At 43.6% G+C, this 18,611-nt stretch carries 20 protein-coding genes and 1 other annotated feature; all 20 genes read right to left on the reverse strand.

What is annotated here, in order from left to right; translation table 11 throughout:
- Window positions 1–57: 57 nt before the first annotated feature.
- Window positions 58–1,374, reverse strand: coding sequence for a solute carrier family 23 protein (locus ACXAEA_RS15925; protein ID WP_475096854.1), 1,317 nt, complete (start codon window positions 1,372–1,374; stop codon window positions 58–60).
- 171 nt (window positions 1,375–1,545) lie between these two features.
- Window positions 1,546–2,088, reverse strand: coding sequence for a bifunctional pyr operon transcriptional regulator/uracil phosphoribosyltransferase PyrR (pyrR, locus tag ACXAEA_RS15930; protein ID WP_475096855.1), 543 nt, complete (start codon window positions 2,086–2,088; stop codon window positions 1,546–1,548).
- A gap of 211 nt (window positions 2,089–2,299) precedes the next feature.
- Window positions 2,300–3,211: an RluA family pseudouridine synthase gene (locus ACXAEA_RS15935; RefSeq protein WP_475096856.1), complete on the reverse strand. Its 912-nt coding sequence runs from the start codon at window positions 3,209–3,211 to the stop codon at window positions 2,300–2,302.
- A complete protein-coding gene (gene lspA / locus ACXAEA_RS15940; protein ID WP_475096857.1) occupies window positions 3,183–3,674 on the reverse strand; it encodes a signal peptidase II in 492 nt (163 codons plus the stop codon). Before lspA ends, ACXAEA_RS15935 begins: the two co-directional genes overlap by 29 nt.
- A 377-nt stretch (window positions 3,675–4,051) precedes the next feature.
- Entirely contained in the window at window positions 4,052–4,339 is a 288-nt protein-coding gene (locus ACXAEA_RS15945) for a TraR/DksA family transcriptional regulator (protein ID WP_475096858.1), read from the reverse strand.
- Between the two features lie 187 nt (window positions 4,340–4,526).
- Window positions 4,527–7,286, reverse strand: a complete 2,760-nt coding sequence (gene ileS / locus ACXAEA_RS15950) for an isoleucine--tRNA ligase (protein ID WP_475096859.1) — start codon at window positions 7,284–7,286, stop codon at window positions 4,527–4,529.
- Between the two features lie 79 nt (window positions 7,287–7,365).
- Window positions 7,366–7,603 (reverse strand) — a binding site (T-box leader).
- Between the two features lie 51 nt (window positions 7,604–7,654).
- Entirely contained in the window at window positions 7,655–8,176 is a 522-nt protein-coding gene (locus tag ACXAEA_RS15955; protein WP_475096860.1) for a DivIVA domain-containing protein, read from the reverse strand.
- Between the two features lie 89 nt (window positions 8,177–8,265).
- The gene (locus ACXAEA_RS15960; RefSeq protein ID WP_475096861.1) at window positions 8,266–9,039 is read right to left on the reverse strand and encodes a YlmH family RNA-binding protein; all 774 of its coding nucleotides are present in this window, start codon (window positions 9,037–9,039) and stop codon (window positions 8,266–8,268) included.
- A 79-nt stretch (window positions 9,040–9,118) separates the two neighbouring features.
- Window positions 9,119–9,379, reverse strand: a complete 261-nt coding sequence (locus tag ACXAEA_RS15965; protein ID WP_475096862.1) for a YggT family protein — start codon at window positions 9,377–9,379, stop codon at window positions 9,119–9,121.
- 5 nt (window positions 9,380–9,384) lie between these two features.
- On the reverse strand, window positions 9,385–9,825 hold the full coding sequence (locus ACXAEA_RS15970) for a cell division protein SepF (protein ID WP_475096863.1): 441 nt from the start codon (window positions 9,823–9,825) through the stop codon (window positions 9,385–9,387).
- Window position 9,826: 1 nt separating this feature from the next.
- On the reverse strand, window positions 9,827–10,513 hold the full coding sequence (locus tag ACXAEA_RS15975; protein ID WP_475096864.1) for a YggS family pyridoxal phosphate-dependent enzyme: 687 nt from the start codon (window positions 10,511–10,513) through the stop codon (window positions 9,827–9,829).
- Entirely contained in the window at window positions 10,514–11,341 is an 828-nt protein-coding gene (gene pgeF / locus ACXAEA_RS15980; protein ID WP_475096865.1) for a peptidoglycan editing factor PgeF, read from the reverse strand.
- Window positions 11,342–11,409: 68 nt separating this feature from the next.
- Entirely contained in the window at window positions 11,410–11,682 is a 273-nt protein-coding gene (locus tag ACXAEA_RS15985; RefSeq protein ID WP_475096866.1) for a YlmC/YmxH family sporulation protein, read from the reverse strand.
- A 128-nt stretch (window positions 11,683–11,810) separates the two neighbouring features.
- The gene (gene sigG / locus ACXAEA_RS15990; protein WP_207498507.1) at window positions 11,811–12,590 is read right to left on the reverse strand and encodes an RNA polymerase sporulation sigma factor SigG; all 780 of its coding nucleotides are present in this window, start codon (window positions 12,588–12,590) and stop codon (window positions 11,811–11,813) included.
- A 166-nt stretch (window positions 12,591–12,756) separates the two neighbouring features.
- Window positions 12,757–13,476 carry an RNA polymerase sporulation sigma factor SigE gene (gene sigE, locus ACXAEA_RS15995; RefSeq protein WP_251542120.1) on the reverse strand — a complete coding sequence of 240 codons (720 nt, stop codon included), beginning with the start codon at window positions 13,474–13,476 and terminating at the stop codon, window positions 12,757–12,759.
- A gap of 43 nt (window positions 13,477–13,519) precedes the next feature.
- Entirely contained in the window at window positions 13,520–14,458 is a 939-nt protein-coding gene (gene spoIIGA / locus ACXAEA_RS16000; protein WP_475096867.1) for a sigma-E processing peptidase SpoIIGA, read from the reverse strand.
- A 392-nt stretch (window positions 14,459–14,850) separates the two neighbouring features.
- Complete coding sequence (ftsZ, locus tag ACXAEA_RS16005; RefSeq protein ID WP_475096868.1) at window positions 14,851–15,993, reverse strand: cell division protein FtsZ; 1,143 nt, start codon at window positions 15,991–15,993, stop codon at window positions 14,851–14,853.
- A gap of 40 nt (window positions 15,994–16,033) precedes the next feature.
- Window positions 16,034–17,317: a cell division protein FtsA gene (ftsA, locus tag ACXAEA_RS16010; RefSeq protein ID WP_475096869.1), complete on the reverse strand. Its 1,284-nt coding sequence runs from the start codon at window positions 17,315–17,317 to the stop codon at window positions 16,034–16,036.
- A gap of 139 nt (window positions 17,318–17,456) precedes the next feature.
- A complete protein-coding gene (locus ACXAEA_RS16015) occupies window positions 17,457–17,807 on the reverse strand; it encodes a small basic family protein (RefSeq protein ID WP_475096870.1) in 351 nt (116 codons plus the stop codon).
- Between the two features lie 2 nt (window positions 17,808–17,809).
- Window positions 17,810–18,583, reverse strand: a complete 774-nt coding sequence (locus tag ACXAEA_RS16020; protein WP_475096871.1) for a DUF881 domain-containing protein — start codon at window positions 18,581–18,583, stop codon at window positions 17,810–17,812.
- Window positions 18,584–18,611: the final 28 nt, after the last annotated feature.

Genomic DNA, 18,611 nt, shown 5'->3' on the forward strand with positions numbered 1-18,611 from the left:
AACCGGTTCGCTCATAACACCCTTTTAAGCCTCTCTGGACCTTTTTAAAAGATGGTACTATGCTACATCGTGCTTTTTCTCAGTTTTTTTTTCATCTTCTTCAAACATATCTTCTTCGATTTCCGGACGGCCTGGAAGGACAATGTTAAGGATGACCCCAATCAGTGCTGCCAAAGCCATTCCATGTATTTCGAAGTTTTCATTTACCTTGATGAAAGCTCCACCGATGCCGATTACTAGGATGACCGAGGAGACAACAAGATTGCGAGTGTTGCCAAAATCGATTTTGCTGTCTACAAGCATTCTCAAACCTGATGAAGCGATGATCCCGAACAGCAGGATGGATACGCCGCCCATGACCGGAGTTGGGATTGAGCTGATCAGAGCAGTTATTTTACCGATGAAACCGAATACTGTCGCAATGATAGCTGCTCCAAGCAGGACATAAACGCTGTACACTCTCGTAATTGCGAGGACACCTATATTTTCACCGTACGTTGTTTTCGGAGGTCCGCCAATCAGACCGGAAATCATCGTTGCCATTCCGTCACCCAGGATAGAGCGGTGAAGACCGGGTTCTTTGATATAATCTCTGCCGACAACCTTGCTCAGTACAAGCTGGTGGCCGATATGTTCTGATATTGTTACGATCGCAACCGGGACCATCAGCAGCACGAGTTTCCAGCTGATGCTTACATCGTAATGGACAAAAGGAATGATGAAATCTGGCATTTCAAAGATTTTTGCTGCTTTTACCCCGCTTAAATCTACGATTCCAATTGCCAGGGAGTAGACATATCCGACAACGATGCCTCCAAGAATCGGAACCATGCTTAGCATACCTTTACCATAAATCGTGAAGACGATTGTTGCTGCAAGTGTTACCAGAGCAGCGGAGAAATGAATCAGGCTGTAATTGCTGGTGCCTGGCTCGTTCATTGCCATATCTACTGCAACACCTGCGAGTGAGAGTCCGATTACGATAATCACCGGTCCGACAACTACCGGAGGAAGCAGGCGCATGATCCAGCGGTAGCCAGCCTTCTTGATAATCAGGGCAACAACCCCGTATACAAGACCTGCAAGGAAGGTTCCGACCATTGCGGCACCTGGTCCGCCGCCGGCCTTAGCCGCAATGACAGGAGCAATGAAAGCGAATGATGATCCAAGGTAAGCAGGCACCTGGAATTTCGTAATGATCAGGAAAGCAATCGTGCCAAGCCCGCTTGAAATCAATGCGATTGCGGGGCTCAAGCCCACCAGATAAGGTACAAGAATCGTTGCGCCGAACATGGCGAATAAGTGCTGAAGACTTAGTGTGAACCATTGGATTGGTGAAGGTACGTCTTTTATGTCCAGGATTGGTTTGTTCATGTTTATTCCCCTCTCTTTTATAACAAATGCGCAAGCGCCTTGGTCAGCCCCTATAAAAAAACCCTCTTTGCCAGAAGGTGCAAAGAGGGTTTGGGCAAAAAAGCCCGCACAAAGCCATCAGCGATGCGCTCCCCCTTTTCAGCCTCTCTGGACTGCGTTTAAAAGGGCTATTTATTTTTCAAAAATGCTTACTCGTTCTTCTTCGTCAACTTCCTGCAGTTCGACCACGATTTTTTCAGAGCTTGATGTCGGGATGTTCTTTCCGACAAAATCCGCTCTGATCGGCAGTTCCCTATGTCCTCTGTCAACCAGCACCGCAAGCTGGATTGTCGCGGGGCGACCTATATCAATCAACGCGTCCATCGCTGAGCGGACTGTCCTGCCTGTATAAAGTACATCATCCACCAGGATCACTTTCTTATTGGCGATGTCGACCGGGATGTCTGATCCTTTTACCTCGGGCTCCTGATCATTTGTCTTTTTTGTCAGGTCATCGCGGTAAAGGGTAATATCCAGCTCTCCAACCGGCATTTCCGCACCTTCAATTTCACGGATCCTTTCAGCCAGCCTTCTCGCGATATAAATTCCTCTTGTCCGGATTCCGACTAGTACACAGTCTTCAATTCCCTTGTTTCTTTCAATGATTTCATGGGCAATCCTCGTCAATGCTCTGCGAATCCCCTGATTATCGAGTACTACAGCTTTTTCTGTCATTTGTTTTCACTCCTTCTCTGTCTATGGTTTGAAAACGGACCAAGTAAAAAACCCTCTTGCCAGATTAGGCAAGAGGGTAAACGTGTGGTGTTAGCTTGCAGCAGGGCACACAAATATGCCTGATGCAAATCCGTTTCCTTCTCAGCCTCACGGGACTGTCTTTAAAGGACTTATTAAACTATAGTCATCTTAAGATACTTGTTGAACTTTGTCAACGATTTTCTCTTAATTCATTCAAAAGCTCTACGAGATACTCTGGCAGTGGAGCTTCAAATTCAAGATATTCACCAGTTCTCGGATGTTCAAAACCGAGGAGGCCAGCATGCAAAGCCTGGCCGCCAATATCAAGCGTCTTCTTTGGCCCGTATTTCGGATCGCCTGCGAGCGGATATCCGATGTACTTCATGTGCACACGAATCTGGTGGGTCCGGCCCGTTTCGAGCTGACACTCAACAAAAGTAAAGTCTTTGAAACGTTCGAGAACATTGAAATGGGTGACAGCGTGTTTCCCATTATCGACGACCGTCATGCTCTGGCGGTCTTTTTGGTCACGTCCCAGCGGAGCATCGATCGTTCCATGATCATGCTGGATATTGCCATGGACAAGTGCCTTGTATTTGCGAGTTACCGTTTTAGCAACAAGCTGGTTCACAAGGCTTTCATGTGCCAAATCATTCTTCGCAACCATCAGCAGCCCTGATGTATCTTTATCAATCCTGTGGACGATTCCAGGGCGAAGTACACCGTTGATTCCCGAGAGATCCTTACAATGGGCCATCAATCCGTTTACGAGCGTCCCTGACATATGCCCAGGTGCCGGGTGTACGACCATACCCCTAGGCTTGTTCACTACAAGCACATCATGATCCTCATAAAAAATTTCAAGGTCCATTTCTTCCGGAATGACATCTAACGCTTCAGGCTCCGGTATACGGATTTCAAGCCTATCATCCATGCTGCATTTATAGTTTGTTTTGATTTGTGCTCCATTAACAAGTACATTTCCAACCTTGATCCATTGCTGGACCTGACTTCTCGACCACTCAGGATCAAGTGTCGAAACAACCTTATCTATTCTGTCACCAGCCTGTTCTTCACTGATGATGTGTTCCATTTTCTCCATAAGCTTTCTTTTTCGCCTCTCTCTCTTCCCTGATCATGTCAATCATCAGCAGGCCCACACCGACAACAAGTGCAGAATCTGCGATATTGAAAATAGGGAAATCGTATCCGAAAATATAAGTATTGATAAAATCGACTACTTCTTTTCGGTACACCCTGTCGATAAAATTACCGATTGCTCCGCCCAGCATAAAACCAAGCGAAACACCCAGCAGCAGTTTACCTTTAGCTGCCTTCTGGATATAAATGACAAGGCCAATGATCACGATGATGGTAATGACATAGAAGAACCACATTTGCCCTTGAAGAATCCCCCATGCAGCACCACGATTGCGGTGCGAAGTAATGTACAAGAAATTCTCTATGAACTTGATGCTTTCACCAAGCTCCATGTTCTTTACAATCAACCATTTCGTCAGCTGATCAAGCAATACAACAAAAAGTGCAATTATGTAATAAAACACAAAGGTAACCTCCACATCCACAACAATTCATTACCTTAGCATTTTAGCACATATAAGGTTAAAACGACAGATATTATAAGTTGAGGTGAAACAGCCAGTGTAAAAAGCTGCAGAAACCAAATTGAAGGACTGTATTGGTTACCTTTTTTCAGCTAACTGTGGAGTTTTCGGCTCCAATTGGCTTTATTGGTTACCTCTTTTTAGCTAAACATGAAAATTCGGGCTCCAATAGGGTCTTTGGGTTACCTCTTTTTAGCTAACCATGGAATTTTGAGCTCCAATAGAGTCTTTTGGTTACCTCTTTTTAGCTAAACTTACAAATTTGGGTTCCAATAAGCTCTTAAAGTTGCTTCAATTAAGTAAGCAATTACCCCAATTCAAGAATATATTGGTTTTCGGCAATATTGTTCGATTTGGTCCACTTCGCATGCGGATCTTGCTGTGGGGATTGTCTGCAAAAACTGGTATGGCAGATATTCTCCCGATTTTTCGCATTTTCCATACTCGCCATTTTCCAGTTTTTCCAGTGCTGCATCAATATCCTTTAGCTCATCTTTGATATAGTGCAAAATCCTTTCATCTTTCTGTCCGTAATTCAGGTACGCTAACAATTCTGTTCTCGTTTCGCGGAGCTCGGTGTAAATGTAATCGAAATTACCTTCCATATATCTGCCCCCGTTCCTGTTTATAGCTATTATTTCCTCATGCAGTTCGCTGAGTCAGCTTAACTTTTTACATGTACTGCAGGAATTCCCGGAGAAGGAAGATATTATCACAATAAAAGCGCAAGCCGCCTGGCCAGGTTCACAAAAACAAAAAACTCCGGGGAATCCCCGGAGTTTACTACGTCACTTAGTAATTTTCTTTAACTACAGTTGCACAGCGTTCACAAAGTGTTGGGTGTTCTTCCACTTTGCCAACTTCAGGTGTAACAACCCAGCATCTTTCGCATGTTTCACCTTCAGCTTTTGTAACGACAATCGCTGCATTTTCAAGCTTGATTGCATTTTCAGGAGCCTGTTCGTAGCTTCCTGCCACTTCAAAGCCTGATACAATGAACAGCTGGCTTAGGTTTTCAGAGATTGAGTCAAGAAGTTCCTTCGTGCTGTCATTGACATATAATGAAACCTTTGCAGTCAATGACTTTCCGATTACTTTAGCATTCCTTGCTTCTTCAAGAGCCTTAAGAACATCATCGCGAAGCTTCATGAAAGAATTCCACTTGTTCTCAAGCGCTTCTGAATTGGCAATTTCCTTCGCTTCAGGCATATCCGTAAGCTGGACGCTTTCTTCATTCACTGATGGGATGAATGCCCATACTTCATCAGCCGTATGTGAAAGGATTGGAGCAGTCAGTTTAACCAATGCAAGCAAGCTTTCGTGCAACACTGTCTGGATAGCGCGGCGCTCAGCATTATCTGCAGCTTCGATATAAAGGACATCCTTTGCAAAATCCAGGTAGAATGCACTTAGGTCTAATGTACAGAAGTTATTGACCGCATGGTACACGCCTGCGAATTCATAGTGATCATAAGCATTGCGGACATACTTGATTAATTTGTTCAGCTTAACAAGCATGAACTGGTCTACTTCACGCAGCTGATCGAATGGTACTGCATCTGTTGCAGGGTTGAAGTCGGACAAATTCCCAAGCAAGAATCTGAACGTGTTGCGGATTTTACGGTAAACTTCAGCAACCTGCTTAAGGATTGCGTCAGATACACGCACGTCTGATTGATAATCAACGGAAGCAACCCATAGACGAAGGATATCTGCTCCTAACTGGTTCATGACTTTGGCAGGTACAACAACGTTACCGATTGACTTACTCATCTTGCGGCCTTCGCCGTCAAGTGCAAAACCATGGCTGAGAACACCTTTATAAGGAGCCTTCCCTGTTACAGCTACTGCTGTTGACAAAGATGAGTTGAACCAGCCGCGATATTGATCAGAGCCTTCAAGATAAAGGTCTGCAGGACGCTGAAGGTCATCGCGCTCTACAAGCACTGCCTGGTGTGATGAACCAGAATCGAACCAAACATCCATGATATCCGTTTCTTTTGTAAAATGGCCATTAGGGCTTCCGGAATGGCTGAAGCCTTCAGGCAGCAATTCTTTTGCTTCTTTTTCAAACCAAATATTAGACCCATGCTCGCGGAAAAGGTTTGATACATGGTCGATTGTTTCATCCGTAATGATCGCTTCACCGTTCTCAGCGTAGAATACAGGGATTGGAACTCCCCATGCACGCTGACGTGAAATACACCAGTCCCCGCGGTCACGGACCATATTGAACAATCTTGTTTCTCCCCATGCCGGCACCCATTTTGTTTCTTCAACGGCTTTTAGCAATTCACCGCGGAAATCCTTGATGGATGCGAACCACTGTGCAGTAGCACGGAAAATTACAGGCTTTTTCGTTCTCCAGTCATGTGGATATGAGTGTGTGATGAAGCTTAGCTTCAGCAAAGCACCAGCTTCTTCAAGCTTTTCTGTGATTGGCTTGTTCGCCTGATCATAGAATAACCCTTCAAAGCCTTCTGCTTCAGCTGTCATAACACCTTTATCATCAACAGGGCATAGAACTTCAAGGCCATACTTCTGGCCGACATGGAAGTCATCTTCCCCGTGTCCTGGTGCAGTGTGTACACATCCTGTACCCGCATCTGTTGTAACGTGCTCACCAAGCATGACAAGTGAATCCCGGCCATACAATGGATGGCTTGCCAGTACGCCCTCAAGCTCTTTTCCAACGACTTTCTTCACAGCAGAAACATTTTCCCAGCCGATTTCATTCGTAACGGCTTCAAGCAGTTCTTCGGCAACAAGGAATTTTCTTCCGTCTGCTTCAACCACTGCATAGGTTAATTCAGGGTGAACTGAAATTCCAAGGTTTGCTGGAATTGTCCATGGAGTTGTTGTCCAGATGATGATTTCTACATCCTGGTCAAGAACACCCTTTCCGTCTTTTACAGGGAAACCAACATAGATGGAAGCAGAACGCTTATCCTGGTATTCGATTTCAGCTTCTGCCAGCGCTGATTCACTTGAAGGTGACCAGTACACAGGCTTTTTGCCTTTGTAGATATATCCTTTTTTGGCCATATCGCCGAACACCTTGATCTGCTGTGCCTCGTACTCAGGTTTCAAAGTGATGTAAGGATTCTCCCAGTCGCCTCTGACTCCCAGACGCTTGAACTGTTCGCGCTGGTTGTTGATCTGCTCATAAGCATACTCTTCACACAGCTTCCTGAACTCAGCGACAGTCATTTCCTTGCGTTTAACACCCTTGTTTGTCAGAGCCTGCTCGATTGGCAGACCATGTGTGTCCCAGCCAGGAACATACGGAGAGCAAAAACCGCTCATTGATTTATAACGGACGATAAAATCTTTAAGGATTTTATTCAGTGCATGCCCCATATGGATATCCCCATTTGCGTATGGAGGTCCGTCATGAAGGATGAACAGCGGGCGTCCTTCCGTGTGTTTCTGGACTTTTTCGTAGATACTCATTTCTTCCCATTTCGCCTGGATTTCCGGTTCCCTGTTCGGAAGATTTCCGCGCATTGGGAATTCGGTCTTCGGCATCAGCAATGTGTCTTTGTACTCCATTTAATTGATCCTCCTATTTTTACCGTTGCAGCCATGAAAGAGAACGATGATGGAAAATAAAAAAACCTCCTCATCCCTGAAAAGGGACGAGAAGGTTTATTCCCGCGGTACCACCCTAAATAGACAAGAAACGATCTCCTGTCCTCTTAGCATTCTTAACGCGAATGTCACGCCTGCGCTTAATGATCCAATCCGGATGTTCAGCTCGGAACTACAGGGTGATATTCTGGCTACCGCTTGCAATGGGCTTCCACCTTCCCCATTTCGCTGAAAAAGCAAGCATCTGGACGCCATACTGTCCCTGTCATCGTTTTTCTGTCATGTATTGCACTTTGTTATGAAATTATATGCGAAACAACGCTTCTGCGTCAAGCCAGTGAATCTTCTTCTTCTCTCGCAGCCGCCTTTAATTCTGTTGAATCCAGTTCATATTCAAGCAGGTGATCCCAGTCATCGGTGTTCAGCATATCCAACTGTGCTTCAATCAGCATCTTGAATCGGGTCCTGAATACTTTGGACTGTTTCTTCAATTCCTCGATTTCCAATGCGATCTTACGCGCCTTCGACAGTGATTCATTGATGATCCTGTCAGCATTCTTTTCTGCTTCCTTGATGATCAGCTTTGCTTCTTTCTGTGCGTTGCGGCGTACTTCTTCCCCTGCTTCCTGGGCAATCACGATCGACTTATTGAGTGTTTCTTCAATATTCGTAAAATGGCCAAGCCTTGAGTTCATTTCATTAAGCTTTTCTTCAAGCTCTTTTTTCTCTCGGATAATTAGTTCGTAGTCCTTGATAACCTGATCAAGAAACTCGTTCACTTCATCTTCATCATACCCGCGAAATCCCTTATTGAATTCTTTGTTGTGTATATCTAACGGCGTTAAAGGCATTACGCCACCTCCCATAAGTTATAATCCTTTATGTACTTAAAGCTATGATTCGACAAAAAAGCTAAAAATCCTTCTTAATAACTATATAATTATTTTTTTCTTCCGGCAATAACTCGATATTTATCTTTTTTTGTTTTGCCTTCAATTGTGATGATTTTTGCACGCCCATATCCTCGTGCAGAGATGACATCTCCTTCACCACAGTCAAAAGCAGTATTTTCTATGGCTGTCCAATTTACCTTTACATGTCCATGCTGTATGAGCAGCTGGGATTTTTGCCGTGAAAGATTGAAGAGCGCAGACATCACTGTATCCAGTCTCAAAGATGAAACAGTTGTATTCATTTCATTCCATTCCTCATCAATCGCAGCGGCACGATCAAGCGGAAGCTCCGTCAGGCTGATCGATGCTCTGCCGACCGATTCCAGCTGAAGACGAATATAATCAGCGATTTCAGCTGCAGCGAAAAATTGAACAGTATCTTCGCCGATCAGAATGTCACCGAATTTCCCGCGTTTTAATCCAAGAGACATTAGGCTCCCGAGAACCTGCCGGTGTTCAATGTTCACGAACTTCTTCGCATATTCGACGCCAAAAAGCTTTACCTGGAAGTCCTCATCATGCGCTTCCAGATACTCTGGAAAAAGTAATGCCCGTTTTCTTTCCGTCCCTGGCGCACCGCCAAAAAGCTCCCATTTTACATCAGGATGCTTGCCAATAACAGTGGATAGGATTTGCTGTTCCCTTGGATCCAGGAAATCAGTCAATTTTGGAGCATAGTTTTGTTCAACATATTCTTTCCAGTTCAGGACCTGGTCGATAAATTCCCGTTCCTCAGGACGGAAATGCTGGTATATACTCATTTTCTTCTCCTTTTACCTACAATACCTTTGATAGAAAACAAGCAGGGCCTGAGTCAGACCCTGCAAGAAGTTATCCTTATTAAAACCATGCAGCCAGCTGGTATAAGCCGCTCACAGCAAATTTCAATACCAGGAAGGCCACGATTGGCGAAATGTCTATCATTCCGATTGACGGCACAATCCTGCGGAACGGCTCCAGGAACGGCTCGCAAATCCTCGCCAAAAACTGGCCGATCGCTGTTTCCCTTGCATTCGGGAACCATGACATGAAAATATAAATGATCAAGGCCCACTGATAAATACTTACTAAATTAGCTATAATCGATACTACCAAATTCATTTAATCTACCACCTCGACTCTTGGTAATCCCGCTCCTGCATCAGTTCAGAAATATTCCCTGTCACTTCAACATTATCCGGGGTACATAAAAAGATATTCATTCCGATCCGCTGAATATCACCGCTGATTGCATAGACAGTACCGCTGAGGAAATCGACAATCCGCCTTGCCTGATCCTGTTCGATCCGCTGAAGGTTGACGACGACTGCCCTGCGGTTTCTTAAATGGTCAGCGATTTCCTGTGCCTCCGCATACATCCTTGGCTCCATCAGAATCACTTTTGATGATTTTTGCACACTCTGAAGACTGACGACATTCTGTTTTTGCTGAACCGGCTGCTTGCTTGGCTTGAACGGCTCAGCTTCCTCTTCGAGCATTTCCTCATCATTATAGTCATATTCATCTTCCAGGAAAAAAAATGTCTTAATTTTTGATTTTAAGCTCATATTATTGCACCTCCGATTCATTGCCTACCAATGCAGTGCCGATTCGCACCATAGTAGATCCTTCTTCAACAGCTATTTGAAAATCATTTGACATACCCATTGACAGTTCTTCACATGGTGCGTAATCCAGGTTCAGCGATTTGACCTGATTCTGAAGCTGTTTCAATGTCTTGAAGCAATTCCTGATGACCTGCTCGTCCCTTGTGTTGGGTGCCATGGTCATTAACCCGCTTACGAGGATGTTGGGATATTGTCTTAATTCAGTTACAAAGCCAGGGACGTCGTCAGGTTTCAGCCCGTGCTTGCTTTCTTCACCAGATGCATTGACCTGAATCATGCAGTTCACTTTTGAAATGGCACGCTTATCAATTTCTTTTGCAAGAGACAGACGGTCAAGTGAATGGATGTATGTAACATGTTCAATGATGTTTTTGACTTTTCTCGTTTGCAGCGATCCAATAAAATGCCATACAGGCTTGTCCTTTAAATGGCTGATTTTATCAAGCAGTCCTTCATCACGGTTTTCACCAAGGTGAATGACGCCAGCTTCGATCGCTTCCTGGGCGCGTGACGGTGAAACGTATTTAGTGACTGCAATAATTTTCACATTTTCCGGACTGCGATCCGCTTTTTTACATGCTTCTGCTATTTGACTCTGGATAACCTCCAGATTATCTAAAACGTTCATTTAAGGACGGCTATCCTCCTTCCAGCCAATATAGGCAATCATTCGGCCTGCATTGCCTTTATCCCGCCTGTGAGAGTAAAAATGTTCCCGATGGCAGCTTGTGCAATAATCGGTAACGAATAAATTTTCGTCTTTCACGCCGGCCTTTAAAAGAATCTGCCGGTTTACTTCCTTTAGATCGAGAGCATACTGCCCTTCACTAACTTGATTATATGGCAATATATCGACATCATCTAGTATATTTTTTACTAAACTAGTTACTATCTCATCAACAATATAACATTTTTTGCATATCGATGGACCAATTACAGCAGAAATTTTTTCTATTTTTGCCCCATTTTGCTGAAATTTGTTAATCATTTCAGACCCAATGCCGTTCACTGTACCTTTCCACCCGGCATGAGCAACACCAATCAACCCTGATTCTGGATCGATAAAATAAAGCGGGACACAGTCTGCAAAACAAAGCGTCAGCAATATTCCCTTCTCGGCGGTCATAAATCCGTCTGTCCCTGAAAAGGAAGAATCATATTGGTCAGAGCCGCGTCCCTGGTCAGATTTCTTTACCATCGCAATTTGGATATCATGGGTTTGTTCTGCACCAATCCAGCTGGAAAGCGGAAAATCGATTTTATTTGCGAGCAGGAGACGATTTTCGCAAACTGCCGCTTGCTCATCTCCTACATGAAAGCCAAAGTTCAATCCTGAAAAAGCCTGTTGGCTGACTCCGCCATTCTTTGACGTAAAACCAGCTTGGAGGCCAGGAAAACGATCCATCCACTTTTTTATTGAAAAAAATTCTTCGCTTTGCAAGATGAATGGTTCCATTATTTTTCCCTCACCGTGTTTTTGTCTAGTGTATCACAAACAGACTGTAACACAACAGTGATACAGCCTTACTCCTCCCGTTCATCATGCTGGATATATTCCCCGCTATCCTTATAGCGTACCAGGATGACATCCTCGCCAATTTTCAATATATTCCTCCAGGGAATAATGACTTCATCTTCTTTGCCGAAAAAACCAAGTACTTTCCCAGAGCTTCCTATGACTACCGCTTCGATTTTTCCAGTATTCAAATTGATTTCAAAGTCCTCAATATTCCCCAGCCTTTTGCCATCCGAAACATTTACAACATCTTTTACCTGGAATTCAGTCACCTTTACCATATTGATCCCTCCGGATTCACATTGGTGCTTTTTTCACCTTTTATAAAATATATGAACCGAAAACAGATGTATGATTTTTGATGCCCACATCGTTCGAGGCAAAATAAAAAGCTGCCAGAATAGGCAGCTTAACTTTGGATATTCTTATTCATTTGTTTAATGGCCGCTTTCTCAAGCCTGGAAACCTGTGCTTGTGAGATGCCAATCTCATCGGCAACCTCCATTTGCGTCTTACCCTGGAAGAATCGTTTACGCAGAATCAACTTTTCCCTTTCATTAAGGCGTCTCATGCCTTCCTTGAGTGCGATTTCTTCTATCCAGTGTGTATCCTTATTTCTCTCATCGCTTAATTGGTCCATCACATATATCGGATCCCCGCCGTCATTATAGATCGGTTCAAACAGGGAAACCGGATCCTGGATTGCATCCAGTGCAAAGACGATTTCCTCGTGGGGCACTTCAAGGACTTTGGCGATTTCTTCAGCTGTTGGTTCCCTTGAAGCCTCACTCATCAGCCTTTCCCGTACTTGCAGTGCTTTATATGCTATATCCCTTAAAGAACGGGAGACTCTGATCGGATTATTATCTCTTAGATACCGTCTGATTTCACCTATTATCATTGGGACTGCATAGGTTGAAAACTTAACATTCTGCCCCAGGTCAAAATTATCAATGGATTTCATAAGGCCTATACATCCGACCTGAAATAGATCGTCGACAAACTCGCCCCGGTTGTTAAAACGCTGGATAACACTTAAAACAAGCCTTAGGTTCCCATTCACAAGTTTTTCTCTTGCTGTGATGTCACCGCTTTGCATTTCTCTAAAAAGTTTTCTCATTTCCTCGTTTTTAAGAACGGGAAGCTTTGATGTATCAACACCGCAAATTTCAACTTTGTTCCGTGTCAATCTTTTCCCTCCTCACAGGAGCTGCTGTCAAAATTCAGTATCTCCGCAGGAAGGAAAAATATGCACTATTTACCCGGCACCTGGCAGACTTCAGGAAGAAACAGCCAGGAAAACCGCAGATTATCAATGTTAATGATGTTAAAAATATTTTTGAAAAATTTTTCTGCTATACCATTTTATTGAATTCTTTGCGTAAACGCTTAATGATTCTTTTCTCGAGCCGGGAAATGTAAGACTGTGAAATGCCCAGCATGTCGGCTACATCCTTTTGTGTTTTTTCCTCACCGCTTCCGAGCCCGAAGCGTAATTCCATGATTTGCTTCTCCCGGTCTGAAAGCTGCTGCAATGCCTTTACAAGCAGTTTTTTATCAACATTGGATTCGAGATCCTTTGTAATGATGTCGTCGTCCGTACCCAGGACATCGGATAAGAGCAGTTCATTGCCATCCCAATCGATATTCAATGGCTCATCAAATGAAACCTCAGACCGCAGTTTGTTATTTCTGCGCAGGTACATCAGTATTTCATTTTCAATGCATCTTGATGCATATGTAGCCAGCTTTATTTTCTTTTCCGGATTGAACGTATTGACTGCTTTAATCAGGCCGATTGTGCCAATGCTGATCAAATCTTCAATATTGATGCCTGTATTCTCGAATTTACGTGCAATGTACACGACAAGCCTCAGGTTTCTTTCAATGAGGATGGACCTTGCAGCTTTGTCTCCATTAGGAAGTTTATTTAAAAGCACCTCTTCCTCTTCTTTCGTTAAAGGAGGGGGCAACGCTTCGCTACCGCCGATATAATATATTTCATCAGTTTTTAAGCCGAGCTTCATTAGTAATTTATACCAGTAATAGGATAAACGCAGCCGTAAATTTTTCATTGATTGTCCTCCTTCTAAATTATGTATTTCTGAGTATAGTATATTAACTTACCTTAATGGCTGTATCAGCCTTCGCCATCCCAGCCATCATTTTCGGATGGATAATGCACTGGAAGCTGCCATCCGCAGAAAGTTCCTGGGCGGCAAATGAGATCAGGCCTTTCTCTGCGACATACACTCCGTCATCAGTTGTGATCCTAATGCTTTCAGGATTAAAGGCAATGATTAATTGATGCTCTTGTCCTACCACCTTGCATGGAATGATTCTCATCCTGCTTTCAAGCTGTTGTGAAAAATCCCCTTCACCTGACAATACACAATCCGGATTCTCTGCAATTCTTCTAATTTCAGCAGGTATCCGCTCCAATTCTTTGGCAATGGATAAAATCATGACTGGCATTTTTGAAATCGGATCATAGAGCTGATTGCCACTGTCAATCAGACCCCTGAGGTGAAAGGTCATACCCATGAATTGGACCTGCACTTCTGCGAGAGAATCATATTGAATCTTTGTCATTTCAAATTGTTCAATATTGCGTCTCGAAAAATGCCACGCAAGAGGAAACCCCAGTAATACAAATAACCAGCTGATCGGGTCACCAAAACCCTTTATATGGTTCATCGCCACATCCGATGCCAGATTCATATCGAATTGGATAAAGTAATGTACACCTGTCAATGTTCCGCCTAGCAGGAAAGTCGTAACATAAAAAGTCATGAGTGCTTTTACAAAATAACGAAACCTATGAAAGCCGAACACCGACAAGACCATAAGTACTGAAAAAATAAGTTTTCCGGCCGGATGCCCCGCTGCTGCATGAAACGGAGTTACAGACAATAGAATGAGCAGTGAACCAATGAATCCCCCCAGCGCCAGCCTCCAAAGTTTGAAATGCCTTTTAAGGATGATCGCAGTCAAATAAAGAAGAAATGAATCAAATAATAGATTCAAAGCCCAAATCACATCAAGATAGACTTTCACCTCTCATCCTCCTGTTAGAAAAGCGCGAGCGATTTATAATCCCAAATCATATCAGTAAGCGTTTTGTTGAAAAGCCATCGTTGATTTCTCTATCATTCCGTTACGGAAAAGTATATCGTCATTGGCCTATGAAGTGTGTCACATTCTGGCAACAAAACTACAGAGATTTTCACTTTTCCATTCGGATTTTGTCAATTTTCAGATTATTAAGCTTTTGAGATAGAATAATCCTTAATTTAATAAGGTTTTTACGTTTGTACTTTTTTAAAATTGAAAATTTTCCGGCTTATTTGCGGAGAAAACAAATGATAATTAATAGGTTCCAGCATGCGAAAGTCTTCAGCAATAGAAAAAGGCATAGCCGAAATTGGCTATGCCTTGATTTTAATTGATTAGCGTCTTCTGTTGCGGTTACGCAAGAATGTAGGAATATCAAGAGCGTCATCACCTTGAGGAGACGGATTGCTTCTTGGTGCTTCCTGCTGGATTTCTTCACGCTTTGGCTGTTCGCGTTTGATCGCACCTAGTCCAGGCTTTTGTTGGCCTCCGAAACCTGGTCTTGTCGGCTTCGGCTGAACGACTTCTTCATTGAAGCCTGTTGCAATGACAGTAACGATGATTTCATCCTTCAGGTTTTCATTAATGACAGAACCAAAGATCATGTTCACATCCTGGTCAGAAGCCGAAGCAACGATATCAGCAGCTTCCTGTACCTCGTAAAGGCTCAGGTTCGTACCGCCAGTGATGTTCATTAGGACACCTTGTGCTCCATCAAGAGATGTTTCAAGCAAAGGAGATGAAATAGCTTTTTTGGCTGCTTCTGTTGCACGGTTTTCACCTGCAGCTACACCGATACCCATCAATGCAGAGCCTTTGTTGGACATGATTGTTTTTACGTCCGCAAAATCAAGGTTGATCAGTCCTGGAGTAGCAATTAAGTCAGAAATACCCTGGACACCCTGTCGAAGTACATTATCTGCTTCACGGAATGCTTCAAGCATAGGTGTGCTCTTATCAACAATTTCAAGCAAGCGGTCGTTTGGAATGACGATCAGTGTATCCACTGCTTCCTTCATAGCAGAAATTCCACCGCCAGCCTGGCCAGCGCGCTTGCGTCCTTCAAAAGTGAATGGACGTGTAACTACACCAACTGTAAGAGCTCCAAGGTCTTTAGCGATCTGGGCGATTACTGGAGCAGCACCTGTTCCAGTTCCTCCGCCCATGCCCGCTGTTACGAAGACCATGTCCGCACCTTTCAGTACTTCCTCGATCTGCTCTTTGCTTTCTTCGGCAGCTTTCTTCCCTACTTCCGGGTTGGCACCAGCACCAAGACCGCGTGTAAGTTTCGCACCGATTTGCATTCTGATTTCAGCTTTGGAAAGATTTAATGCCTGTGCGTCTGTATTGACCGCAATGAACTCCACGCCCTGTACACCGTGTTCAATCATTCGGTTAACCGCATTATTTCCGCCGCCGCCAACACCGATAACTTTTATAGTAGCAAGTGAATCTAAATTCATATCAAATTCCAACATGACAAATCCTCCTAATTCGCCGATTTCCTGTTAGCTCTGATTATTCAAAAAAGTAGCCAAGAAATTTTTTCATTCTTGTGGTGACTTTTTCTTCAGGCTGTTTCTCAGGCTTCGATTTTGGATGCGGCTGTTTTTGAACTCTTTTTTCTTTTGGTTCTAATTCGCTAAAAGCTGCTTCCATTTTCTTCCCTTTTAATTTTGCGTTCTTGTAAGCAAATTGAATCAAACCAACTGCAGTTGTATATTGTGGTTCCCTGACACCAATATAATCAGGAATGGCAATCCTCACCCTGCTCTGGAAGATATCCTGAGACAGTTCGAGAACTCCCTGCATATTGGCTGTGCCTCCTGTAAGGACAAACCCACCAGGCAGGTCCCTTATGTTCATGTGTTTCAATTCATCCTGGACAAGGGAGAAGATTTCCTCCATCCTCGCCTCTATGATATCAGCCACTTCCAGCTGGTTAAACTGCTGCTGCTGGTCGCTGCCGATGATTGAAACTTCGAAAACTTCTTCTTCAGAAGCATGGTCATAAAAGGCATGTCCATGTTTCAATTTTAATTTATCCGCTTCTTCCGTTGTCGTACGCAGGCCGATCGACAAGTCTTTCGTAATATGGTCTCCACCAACCGGAATGACGGATGTACCTCTTAAGTGCCCGTTTTCAAAAACTGCGACAGTAGTAGATCCGCCGCCGATATCAATCATTACGACACCCATGTTCTTTTCATCTTTTGAGAGTGCGAACGCACCTGCTGCAAGCGGCTGAAGGCCAATATCCAAAATTTCCAGGCCGGCGCGCTCAACACATCGGAGCGTATTATGTAAGATGGTCTTGGAACCTGTAATAATCGTACCTTCCATTTCAAGCCTTACACCGATCATGCCTCGGGGATCATTGATTTCATCAAGGCCATCAACGATGAACTGCTTTGGAATCACATCGATTATTTCTCGCTCCGGCGGGATTGATACTACCTGTGCAGCATCAATGACCCTCGCGACATCTTCATTCGTGATTTCGCGATTGTCGCTCGATACGGCCACAACCCCATGGCATGGCAAAAGCGAAACATGGTTCCCGGTGACACCCACAATCACCTGGTTAATCTTCATTCCTATCATTCTTTCAGCTTGCTCTACTGCCCTTTTAATAGAATGAACGGTTTCATCTATATCAACAATGGAGCCCTTTCTCAACCCTTCGGACTTTACATTGCCAACACCAATTATATTCAACGAGTCGTTGACCATTTCACCAATGATAACTTTTACATTGGATGTACCGATGTCAAGACTGACATATATATCATTGCTGTTCATTCTGTGGCACCTCCTTCAACAATTCCTATTGTTTGAACAACAATATGACTTTCGCGTATCTAATTGTTTTTCGTTTTTTAATTACATTACTTTATTCGTCACAATTAAATATTTCCCTTTTAAAATATCATTTTTTTTTCTACTTTTCACTTGTAGCAGACCATTTTGTCAATATTATCCGCCTTATGACGGCAATATTTTGGAACAGCCTCACCCCAAAGGCAAAAACTGCTGCTAAATACAAGTCTACACCAAGATGAACACCTAGAAAAGCTAAACTTGCTGCCAATACTATATTAAAAAAGAAACCAGAGACAAATACCTTTTCATCATAAATATTCTGAAGCTGGGCTCTGATCCCGCCGAACAATGTATCGAGGGCTGCCAGGATCGCGATCGATAAGTAATTCGAATATTCTTCAGGAATTCTTATATCGGTTAACAGACCGATGATCACACCGATTATCAACCCCATAATTGGAAGCCACATTATCAGTTGCCTCCCCCTTTATCTGTATTAACGGGTTCCATGTACCTGATCCTGATTGTATCCTGATAGGCAGGAACAACCAGTTCGCTTTCAGGCCTGTTCACCTTTACTTCCAGGTTATCGATGAAGAAATCTTCCGCAACTGTGGAAACCTTCATGCGATTGTACAATTTTTCTGCCGCCTGAGCATTCTCGGCGATGACGTTAATTTTGATGGGAAACAGATTCAGCGAGTGGCCGTCAATCTTGGTCACCCTGTTAATATCCCTGATGACTGTTGTATTGATAACCCTTTCACCATCAACGGATACATGCTGTGCACCATACATATTCAATTCATTCAGCAGCCTTTTGAGCATGTCTGGTGAAATAGCCGGAGGATTGTCCCCTTCCCCCACAAGATTGAAAGCAGGCTCAATTGACAGACTGATGCCAGGACCAGTAATCTCTGTCTGGCCGGCCTCTTCTTTTAATTCAGAAAGTGTTTCTCGTAAAACTTCTTCCTTGCTTTGCTGCCGCTCAGTTTCATATTTAGCGATTTTTTCTTCATTTGACCTGATTTCCAGAAGAAGTTTGGACTGAAGTTCCTTTTCCTTCATTAAATCCTCGCGAAGCTGCCATGTATCCCTCGTATCCCTGACTTCTGGCTCTCTTACAGTTTGAAACTGAACGGCGACCATCAACCCGATAATAGCAGCAATGATGATGAAGCTTAGATTTTTTGGTCGACCCAAAGTATTCACCTTGCTTTCTATACGGCTTTTAATGCGCTGCATCTACGTCCTGCAGACAAAAAAAGCACTT

It is taken from the genome of Mesobacillus sp. ABV4_180, assembly GCF_056158485.1.